The sequence below is a fragment of the Vannielia litorea genome (genome assembly GCF_018424695.1).
Classification (GTDB): Bacteria; Pseudomonadota; Alphaproteobacteria; order Rhodobacterales; family Rhodobacteraceae; genus Vannielia; species Vannielia litorea_A.
The window spans coordinates 37,678-46,695 of record NZ_QTNQ01000026.1 but is presented as its reverse complement, the minus strand read 5'-3'; the positions used below and the strand labels follow the sequence as shown (position 1 = coordinate 46,695).

Genomic DNA, 9,018 nt, shown 5'->3' with positions numbered 1-9,018 from the left:
CCCCCGCGCGCACCGCTAATCGTCACCAACCGCACCGCACCCCCTTGCCCTCGGCCTCTCCATCCCTATAACCCACGACAATTTGCGCCGACCCGGGGAACGACCATGCCAAAAAGAACCGATATCAAGTCCATCATGATTATCGGGGCGGGGCCCATCGTCATCGGGCAGGCCTGCGAGTTCGACTATTCCGGCGCCCAGGCCTGCAAGGCGCTGCGCGAAGAGGGCTACCGGGTGATCCTCGTCAACTCCAACCCGGCCACCATCATGACCGACCCGGAGCTTGCCGACGCCACCTATATCGAGCCGATCACGCCCGAGGTTGTGGCCAGGATCATCGAGAAGGAACGCCCCGACGCGCTCCTGCCCACCATGGGCGGCCAGACCGGGCTGAACACCTCGCTGAAGCTCGAAGAGATGGGCGTGCTCGACAAGTTCGGCGTCGAGATGATCGGCGCCAAGCGCGAAGCCATTGAAATGGCGGAAGATCGCGCCCTCTTCCGCGAGGCGATGGATCGCATCGGGCTGGAAAACCCCAAGGCCACCATCGTCACCGCCCCCCTGCGCGAGGGCGGCGACCGTGATCTGGACGCTGGTGTTCAGGCCGCGCTGGCGGAGCTGGAAGACATCGGCCTGCCCGCCATCATCCGCCCCGCCTACACGCTGGGCGGCACCGGCGGCGGCGTGGCCTACAACCGCGAAGACTACATCCACTATTGCCGCACCGGCATGGATGCCTCCCCCGTGGGCCAGATCCTCGTGGACGAGTCGCTGCTGGGCTGGAAAGAGTTCGAGATGGAGGTGGTCCGCGACAAGGCGGACAACGCGATCATCATCTGCTCGATCGAGAACGTCGACCCGATGGGCGTTCACACCGGCGACTCGATCACCGTGGCCCCGGCCCTGACGCTGACCGACAAGGAATACCAGATCATGCGCAACGGCAGCATCGCCGTGCTGCGCGAGATCGGGGTCGAAACCGGAGGTTCCAACGTCCAATGGGCGGTGAACCCCGCCGATGGCCGCATGGTGGTGATCGAGATGAACCCGCGGGTGAGCCGCTCTTCGGCGCTGGCCTCCAAGGCGACCGGCTTTCCGATTGCCAAGATCGCCGCCAAGCTGGCCGTGGGCTACACGCTGGACGAGCTGGACAACGACATCACCAAGGTGACGCCCGCCAGCTTTGAGCCGACCATCGACTACGTGGTCACCAAGATCCCGCGCTTCGCGTTTGAGAAGTTCCCCGGTGCCAAGCCCGAGCTGACAACGGCGATGAAATCCGTGGGCGAGGCAATGAGCATTGGCCGGACCATCCACGAGTCGCTGCAAAAGGCGCTCGCTTCGATGGAAACCGGACTGACCGGCTTTGATGAGATCGACATCCCCGGCGCGCCCGATGCGGCGGCCGTCACCAAGGCCCTCTCCGAGCAAACCCCCGACCGGCTCCGCGTCATCGCCCAGGCCATGCGCCATGGCCTTTCGGATGACGACATCCACGCCGCCACCGCGTTTGACCCGTGGTTCCTCGCCCGTATCCGCGAGATCGTCGAAGCCGAGGAAAAACTACGCCATGACGGCCTGCCGATGGACGAAGCCGGGCTGCGCCACGTCAAGATGATGGGCTTCACCGATGCCCGCCTCGCCAGGCTGACGGGCCGGGACGAGGCCAACATCCGCCGGGCACGGCTCAACCTCGGCGTGGTCGCCTCCTTCAAGCGGATCGACACCTGCGCCGCCGAGTTCGAGGCCCAGACGCCCTACATGTATTCGACCTACGAGCACCCGGCGATGGACGAGGTGGAATGCGAGGCGCGCCCCTCCGACGCCAAGAAGGTGGTGATCCTCGGCGGCGGCCCCAACCGCATCGGCCAGGGCATCGAGTTCGACTATTGCTGCTGCCACGCCTGCTTTGCCCTCACCGGGCAGGGCTACGAGACGATCATGGTCAACTGCAACCCCGAGACGGTTTCGACCGACTATGACACATCTGACCGGCTCTATTTCGAGCCGCTCACCTTCGAGCACGTGATGGAAATTCTGCGCGTCGAGCAGGAGAAGGGCACGCTCCACGGCGTCATCGTGCAGTTCGGTGGCCAGACCCCGCTGAAGCTGGCCAATGCGCTGGAGGCCGAGGGCATCCCGATCCTCGGCACCACCCCCGACGCCATCGACCTTGCCGAAGACCGCGAGCGCTTCCAGGATCTGGTCAACCGCCTCGGCCTGAAACAGCCCAAGAACGGCATCGCCCACTCCGACGCCGAGGCGCTCACCATCGCCGCCGAGATCGGCTTCCCGCTGGTGATCCGCCCCTCCTACGTGCTGGGCGGCCGCGCCATGGAGATCGTCCGCGATATGGCGGGGCTGGAACGCTACATCAACGAGGCCGTGGTGGTCTCCGGCGACAGCCCGGTGCTGCTCGACAGTTACCTCTCCGGCGCCACCGAGGTGGACGTGGATGCGCTCTGCGACGGCGAAAACGTCCACGTCGCGGGCATCATGCAGCACATCGAAGAGGCCGGCGTGCACTCGGGCGACTCGGCCTGCTCGCTGCCGCCCCACACCCTGCCCACCGAGGTCATCGACCGACTGATCGAGCAAACCAAGGCCCTCGCCGTCTCGCTCCACGTTGTCGGCCTGATGAACGTGCAATTCGCGGTGAAGGCCAACGCGCAGGGCGAAAACGAAATCTACCTCATCGAGGTCAACCCGCGGGCCTCGCGCACCGTGCCCTTTGTCGCCAAGGCCACTGACAGCGCCATCGCCTCCATCGCCGCCCGCCTCATGGCCGGCGAGAAGCTGGCAGATTTCCCGCAAGCCGCACCCCACGTGCAGGTCGACGAGAACACGCCCATCCCCATGGGCGACCCGCTGAGCCTCGCCGATTTCCGCACGCCCTGGTTCTCCGTCAAGGAAGCTGTTCTGCCCTTCGGGCGCTTCCCCGGCGTCGACACCCTGCTCGGGCCGGAGATGCGCTCCACCGGCGAGGTGATGGGCTGGGATCGCACCTTCCCCCGCGCCTTCCTCAAGGCCCAGATGGGCGCGGGCACCCACCTGCCCCAGCCCGGCGCGGGCAAGGTGTTTCTCTCGATCAAGGAAGACGACAAGACCCCGCAACTGGTGGAAACCGCCCAGGTGCTCACCGCCCTCGGCTTCCCCCTCATCGCCACCCGCGGCACAGCGACGTTCCTCGCCGAGCACGGACTCGAGGCGGAGGTGGTGAACAAAGCCTACGAAGGCCGCCCCCATGTGGTGGACGCGATGAAGAACGGCGAAATCTGCCTGGTGATGAACTCCACCGAAGGGGCGCAATCGGTCGAGGACTCGCGGAGCATGCGCGCCGTCTGCCTCTCCGACCGTATCCCCTATTTCACCACCCTCGCCGCCAGCCACGCGGCAGCGCTGGCGATGAAGTCGCGGGACGAAGGCGAGCTGGTGGTGCGGTCGCTTCAGGAGGCGTAACGCGCTCCAATTGAGCGCCTGCGGCGCACACTATCTATTTTGTGTGCCTCCGGCGGGAGTATTTTCAGCAAGAAAATGAACAGGATGCGCGGCTTGATCAGGCCGCGCACCGCCGCCCTCACACCCCCTGCTCACTATCCCCATACTCCACCCGCCGCCGGGTCTTGGCCGCCATCACCTCCTCGGGGCGCAGGATATAGTCGTTCACGTCCGGCCCATCGATCACCTTGGCCAGCCGCATGTGCATGAAGGCGCGAAGCACCCGGTTGATCCGGGGCTGGTAGCCCTGCCCCAGCGCCTTGAAGAACTTCACCACATCCGCATCCAGCGCGATCGTTACCCGGGTGCGTTTCGGGTCGCGGCGGTCGTGCTCCTGCCAGATGTCGTGCCATTCGCGCGGGCAGCTTTTGAGATCCCAGAGGCGGTCGTGGATGTCGTGCTCGATCATCCTGAGGGCGTCGACGCCATAAAAGAAGTTCTGGCGTTCGGTCTTGGTCATCTTGGTCGGGTCGATGGGCATGGGGGGCTCCTTTCGCCCGTCAGTTTCCGCGCAAAGGGTTAATTCCGATTCGAGCGCCCGCGCGGTGAATTCTCGTATGCATAGGTTGTGCATGGGTTGTGCATGGATTGTGGCTGTGCTCTTTCCGCCACTGACCCCGTCTAAAGCCAATGGTAAACAGAGCGCATGGCCAAGCTGTATTTCCATTACTCCACCATGAACGCCGGCAAGAGCACCATCCTGCTTCAGGCTTCGCACAACTACATAGAGCGTGGGATGCAGACCTATCTGCTAAATGTGGCATTCGATGACCGCGCCGGGGAGGGCACCATTGGCAGCCGGATCGGGCTGGAAGCGGCGGCCGATACTTTTACGGCGCAGGAAGATCTCTTCGCCAAGATAGAGGCCCGCCTCGCCGCAGGCCCCTGCGCCTGCATCTTCGTCGATGAAGCCCAGTTCCTGACCAAGGATCAGGTCTGGCAGCTGGCGCGCGCGGTTGACGACCTCGGCGTGCCGGTCATGTGCTACGGGCTGCGCGTCGATTTCATGGGAGAGCTTTTTCCCGGCTCCGCCGCCCTGCTGGCGCTGGCCGACGAGATGCGCGAGGTGCGCACCATCTGCCACTGCGGGAAGAAGGCGACGATGGTTGTGCGGATGGGGGCCGATGGCGAGGTTCTGCGCGAGGGCGACCAGGTGCAGATTGGCGGCAATGAGACCTATCTCAGCCTCTGCCGCCGCCACTGGCGGAGCGCGATGGGCCGGTAGCGCGACCCGCCCGCCCCGTCAGAACATCCGCCCGCCGAGAGGCACATCCTTGCCCGGTGCAAGCAGCACCACTTCGCCCTCGTCATCCGGCACCCCCAGCACCAGCACTTCCGACATCACCGGCCCGATCTGGCGAGGCGGGAAGTTGACCACGCCTAGCACCTGCCGCCCCACCAGTTCGTCGAGCGAGTAGTGCTTCGTGATCTGGGCAGAGGATTTCTTCACGCCAATCTCGGGGCCGAAATCCACCCAGAGCTTGAAGGCAGGTTTGCGGGCCTCGGGAAAGGGCTCTGCCTGGGTGATCTTGCCCACGCGGATATCCACCTTCATGAAGTCGTCGAATGATATTTCGCTCATGATCTCAATTCCTTGGCTCTGTTCGTCGCGGCCTCGACTGTGCGCCGCATCAGCTCGGGCAGCTCTGGCATCAGCACCTCCAGCCCGGCCTGGGTGGTGCCGTTGGGCGATGTCACGTTGACCCTGAGTTGCGCGGCAGAGGCGTCATCCTGGTAGGCCAGTTCCCCCGCGCCGCAGACCGTCGCGCGGGCCAGTTTCATCGCCATCTCGGGGGCCAGCCCCACGGCCTCACCGGCCTGCGCCAGCGCCTCGATCATGTGAAACACATAGGCCGGGCCCGAGCCGCTGACGCCGGTGACAGCGTCGATCTGGTCTTCATTCTCCAGCCGCACCACCTCGCCCACGGCGCTCAGCAGGTCGCAGGCCATGTCGAGCTGTTCGGCGCTCACCGCCGCGTTGCCGATCACCGCCGAAATGCCGCGCCCGACGGCAGCCGGCGTGTTGGGCATCGCGCGCACCACCGGCACATCGCCCAGCGCCGCCTCGAAGGCCGCAATCGGCGTGCCCGCCGCGATGGAGACAAAGACGGTATCGGCGCCCAGCGCCCTCAGCGCGGGCAGCGCATCGCCCATCATCTGCGGCTTCACCGCGATGATCGCCACCGCCGGGCTTTCAGGCAATTCCGTGTTGAGATTCACGCCCTTGAGCGATTTCAGCCAGTCAGATGGCTGTGGGTCCAGCACCGTGACGGCCTCTTGTGGCAGCCCGTCTGCCAGCCACCCGGCCAGCATCGCTCCGCCCATCTTGCCACAGCCCAGAAGCACGAGGCCCCGGGCTGCAATGTCTTTCATATCCATGGGTCAGCCCCCCCTTTCGGGGGGCAACTTAGGCGCGCCCGTAGGCCTCTGCAATCGCCACCTGCATGGCGTCCTTCGCGGGCCGGTCGCCCCAGACCACGAGCTGCATCGCCGGGTAGAAGCGCTCCGCCGCGCTCACCGCAGCACCGATCAGCTTGTCGATCTGCTCGGGGTGCGCCATCTGCCCGCCGCCCATCACGAGGCCGTAGCGATAGACCATAAGCTTCTGCTCGGCCCAGAAGGTGAAGGCGCCGGCCCAGCACATGTCGTTCACGCTGTTAAGCACTTCGTAAAGGGCGCCGTGCTTATCTTCCGGCGGCTCCATCTCGAAGGTGCAGATCAGGCGAAGGGTTTCATCATAGCCGGACCATGCGAGGGTGATCGAGTAGGTGCGCCACTGGCCTTCCACCGCCATGGCGATCTGGTCGTCGGCGATGCGGTCAAAATCCCAGGCGTTGTGCTCCGCCAGCGTCTCGACGATGTCGATCGGGTGAAGATCCTCGGATTCCAAGTAAGTTTCGGAAAGTGACATGCCCGGCCCCTTCTATGGTTCGTCCCGCTGGCTCTGCGGCCGCCAGAACTTGTTGCCTGCTCTAGGTCCGGTGGGGCTCCCCACCGCCCTTACTAGATATCGTGCGCGGGAACACGCCGTGGTGTAAAGCCAAATCTTGCGGCATCCACCAATAAGTTGTGGACAAGTCTTGAGCAGCCACGAAATACGGCGCGTGCCGCTGCGGAACCTGGCGGCCGGAATCGAAAACGGCGCCCAAAAGGCGCCGCTTGTTAAAGTCGCTCTACGCGTCTTACGTCTTCGAAGCCTCTTCCAGCGCATCCAGCCGGGCCTTCAGCGCCTCGTTTTCCTCGCGGGCCTTCTGCGCCATGGCGCGCACGGCATCGAACTCTTCGCGGGTCACGAAGTCACGGTCCACCAGCCATCGGTCCATCCAGCCGCGCAGCGCCGTCTCCGCCTCATCCTTCGCGCCCTGGGCCACACCCATGGCGTTGGTCATCAGTTGCGAGAAGTCGTCAAAGAGCTTGTTGCGGGTCTGCATGGGGCCTCCGTTAGGGCTTTGTCGCACCGTGGCTCTCATATGGGCCTCCGCGTGCCAATGTGCAAGGTTGACACCGCCCACCCCGCGCGGCCAATTGCGCCCCATGCAGGCGCTTATCCCCTTCCCCGAGATCGACCCGGCGATCTTCACCATCGGCCTTTTCGGCATTGAGTTTTCGCTGCGCTGGTATGCGCTGGCCTATATAGCGGGCATCCTCATCGGCTGGCGGATGGGGCTTGCCCTCGTCAGCCGTGCCACGCTCTGGCCGGGCGACACATCGCCCATGAGCCGCGAAAAGGCCGACGACATGCTCACATGGATCGTGCTGGGCATCATCCTCGGCGGACGGCTGGGCTATGTGCTGTTCTACAAGCCGGGGTATTATTTCGATAATCCGGGTGAGATCATCCGCGTCTGGGATGGCGGCATGGCCTTCCACGGCGGCATGCTCGGCGTGGTTCTCGCGGTCTGGGTGTTCTGCGTTCGCAATGCCGTTGCCAAGATCCACGTCGCCGATCTGCTCGCCGTCTGCGTGCCGCCCGGCCTCTTCTTCGGGCGCGTTGCCAACTTCATCAACGCCGAGCTCTATGGCCGCCCGACCGATGTGGCCTGGGGCGTCAAGTTCCCCTCGATGTGCTTTGATCCAACCCGTCAGCCCTGCGAGGTTGCGGGGCAATGGTTCTACTACGGCACCGAGGTCGCCCGGCATCCGTCTCAGCTTTACGAGGCGGGGCTTGAAGGCCTGCTGCTGGGGGCCATCCTGCTCATCATGGCGCTGCGCGGCGCCTTCAAGGTGCCCGGCCTTACCGTGGGCGTCTTCTTTGCGGGCTACGGCATCTCGCGGTTTATCGTCGAGTTCTATCGGCTGGCCGACGAGCAGTTCATCACGTCTGACAATCCGGCAGGCTACGTGATGCGGCTGGGCGAATGGGGCATCACCAAGGGCCAGCAGTTGAGCCTGCCGATGGTCTTCCTCGGCATCGGCCTGATCCTCTGGGCGCTCCTGCGCAAGAGGCGCGCCACCCCGGCATGACCCCGCTCGCCGCCAAGCTCGTCGCCCGGATCGAAGCCGAGGGGCCCATGGGCGTGGATGCCTATATGGCCGCCTGCCTGACCGATCCGGACCACGGCTACTACACCACCCGCGACCCGCTGGGCACGGCGGGGGATTTCATCACTGCGCCCGAAATATCGCAAATGTTCGGTGAGCTTTTCGGCCTCTGGCTGGCGCAGGTCTGGATGGACCACGGCGCACCCGGTGCCTTCGTGCTGGCCGAGCTTGGGCCGGGCCGGGGAACACTGATGGCCGATGCCCTGCGCGCGGCGCGGCGTGTGCCGGGTTTCACCGAGGCGGCAAGGCTCGTGCTGGTGGAGACCTCGCCGGAGCTGCAAAAGGCTCAGGCGGAACGGCTGACACCCTATGATCCGCGCTGGGTAGACAGCGTCGAGAGCCTTCCCGGCGGCCCTCTTTTTCTCATCGCCAACGAGTTCTTCGATGCTCTCCCGATCCGCCAGTTCATCCGCACTGAACGCGGTTGGGACGAGCGCTGCGTGGGCCTCCAAGGCGGCGGGCTTGGCTTCACCACCCGCGCCGCCGACCTGCCCGAACTGGCCGCGCGCGAGGCTGATACCCGGCCCGGCGAAATCGTTGAAACCTGCGCTCCTGCCGCCGGATTCATGCGGGCGATCGGCCAGCGGATCGCCCAGCATCGCGCCGGGGCGGCCCTCGTGATCGACTATGGCGCCGCGATCTCCCGTGGCGACACGCTTCAGGCCCTGAAGGCCCACGAGCCGGTTGACGTGCTCGCCACACCCGGCGAAGCCGACCTGACGGCCCATGTCGACTTCGGCGCCCTCGCCGCCGCCCGTGGCCCCGCAGAGGCCGCGCCTCTGACCCCGCAGGGCGTCTTTCTCGAGCGGCTCGGGATCACCCAGCGCGCACAGGCCCTGGCGCAGCAGCTGACCGGCGCGGCGCTCGACAGCCACATTGCCGCCCATCGCCGCTTGACCCACCCCGAGGAAATGGGGAGGCTCTTCAAGTGTCTCGCCCTTCATCCCACCAGCACGGCCACGCCGCCCGGGTTCTGAG

At 65.3% G+C, this 9,018-nt stretch carries 9 protein-coding genes; 4 read left to right on the top strand and 5 right to left on the bottom strand.

Annotated features, from left to right (window positions below; translation table 11 throughout):
* Positions 1–105: 105 nt before the first annotated feature.
* On the top strand, positions 106–3,459 hold the full coding sequence (gene carB / locus DYI42_RS11155) for a carbamoyl-phosphate synthase large subunit (protein ID WP_213546019.1): 3,354 nt from the start codon (positions 106–108) through the stop codon (positions 3,457–3,459).
* 118 nt (positions 3,460–3,577) lie between these two features.
* On the opposite strand, the gene DYI42_RS11150 is transcribed toward carB, so the two are convergent.
* Positions 3,578–3,979: a BrnA antitoxin family protein gene (locus DYI42_RS11150; protein WP_213546018.1), complete on the bottom strand. Its 402-nt coding sequence runs from the start codon at positions 3,977–3,979 to the stop codon at positions 3,578–3,580.
* Between the two features lie 165 nt (positions 3,980–4,144).
* Between DYI42_RS11150 and DYI42_RS11145 the strand changes: the two genes are divergently transcribed.
* Complete coding sequence (locus DYI42_RS11145) at positions 4,145–4,723, top strand: thymidine kinase (RefSeq protein WP_213546017.1); 579 nt, start codon at positions 4,145–4,147, stop codon at positions 4,721–4,723.
* A gap of 18 nt (positions 4,724–4,741) precedes the next feature.
* Here the strand turns inward: DYI42_RS11145 and DYI42_RS11140 are convergent, their stop codons facing one another.
* The 4 genes from DYI42_RS11140 to DYI42_RS11125 form a co-directional block, all read right to left on the bottom strand.
* Positions 4,742–5,080, bottom strand: a complete 339-nt coding sequence (locus DYI42_RS11140) for a tRNA-binding protein (protein WP_213546016.1) — start codon at positions 5,078–5,080, stop codon at positions 4,742–4,744.
* Positions 5,077–5,877, bottom strand: coding sequence for a pyrroline-5-carboxylate reductase (proC, locus tag DYI42_RS11135; RefSeq protein WP_213546015.1), 801 nt, complete (start codon positions 5,875–5,877; stop codon positions 5,077–5,079). Before proC ends, DYI42_RS11140 begins: the two co-directional genes overlap by 4 nt.
* A gap of 28 nt (positions 5,878–5,905) precedes the next feature.
* A complete protein-coding gene (locus tag DYI42_RS11130) occupies positions 5,906–6,409 on the bottom strand; it encodes a YbjN domain-containing protein (protein ID WP_140015368.1) in 504 nt (167 codons plus the stop codon).
* A gap of 271 nt (positions 6,410–6,680) precedes the next feature.
* Complete coding sequence (locus DYI42_RS11125; RefSeq protein ID WP_213546014.1) at positions 6,681–6,929, bottom strand: accessory factor UbiK family protein; 249 nt, start codon at positions 6,927–6,929, stop codon at positions 6,681–6,683.
* A 103-nt stretch (positions 6,930–7,032) separates the two neighbouring features.
* Between DYI42_RS11125 and lgt the strand changes: the two genes are divergently transcribed.
* Entirely contained in the window at positions 7,033–7,962 is a 930-nt protein-coding gene (lgt, locus tag DYI42_RS11120; RefSeq protein WP_213546013.1) for a prolipoprotein diacylglyceryl transferase, read from the top strand.
* A complete protein-coding gene (locus DYI42_RS11115) occupies positions 7,959–9,017 on the top strand; it encodes a class I SAM-dependent methyltransferase (RefSeq protein ID WP_213546012.1) in 1,059 nt (352 codons plus the stop codon). The genes lgt and DYI42_RS11115 overlap by 4 nt, the downstream gene beginning before the upstream one ends.
* Position 9,018 lies beyond the last annotated feature (1 nt).

What these genes read in the sequence shown, in the direction of transcription:
- lgt (WP_213546013.1), top strand. Translation starts at nt 7,033, where the DNA reads ATGCAGGCGCTTATCCCCTTCCCCGAGATCGACCCGGCGATCTTCACC.
- proC (WP_213546015.1), bottom strand. Translation starts at nt 5,877, where the DNA reads ATGGATATGAAAGACATTGCAGCCCGGGGCCTCGTGCTTCTGGGCTGT.
- DYI42_RS11150 (WP_213546018.1), bottom strand. Translation starts at nt 3,979, where the DNA reads ATGCCCATCGACCCGACCAAGATGACCAAGACCGAACGCCAGAACTTC.
- DYI42_RS11125 (WP_213546014.1), bottom strand. Translation starts at nt 6,929, where the DNA reads ATGCAGACCCGCAACAAGCTCTTTGACGACTTCTCGCAACTGATGACC.
- DYI42_RS11145 (WP_213546017.1), top strand. Translation starts at nt 4,145, where the DNA reads ATGGCCAAGCTGTATTTCCATTACTCCACCATGAACGCCGGCAAGAGC.
- DYI42_RS11115 (WP_213546012.1), top strand. Translation starts at nt 7,959, where the DNA reads ATGACCCCGCTCGCCGCCAAGCTCGTCGCCCGGATCGAAGCCGAGGGG.
- DYI42_RS11140 (WP_213546016.1), bottom strand. Translation starts at nt 5,080, where the DNA reads ATGAGCGAAATATCATTCGACGACTTCATGAAGGTGGATATCCGCGTG.
- DYI42_RS11130 (WP_140015368.1), bottom strand. Translation starts at nt 6,409, where the DNA reads ATGTCACTTTCCGAAACTTACTTGGAATCCGAGGATCTTCACCCGATC.
- carB (WP_213546019.1), top strand. Translation starts at nt 106, where the DNA reads ATGCCAAAAAGAACCGATATCAAGTCCATCATGATTATCGGGGCGGGG.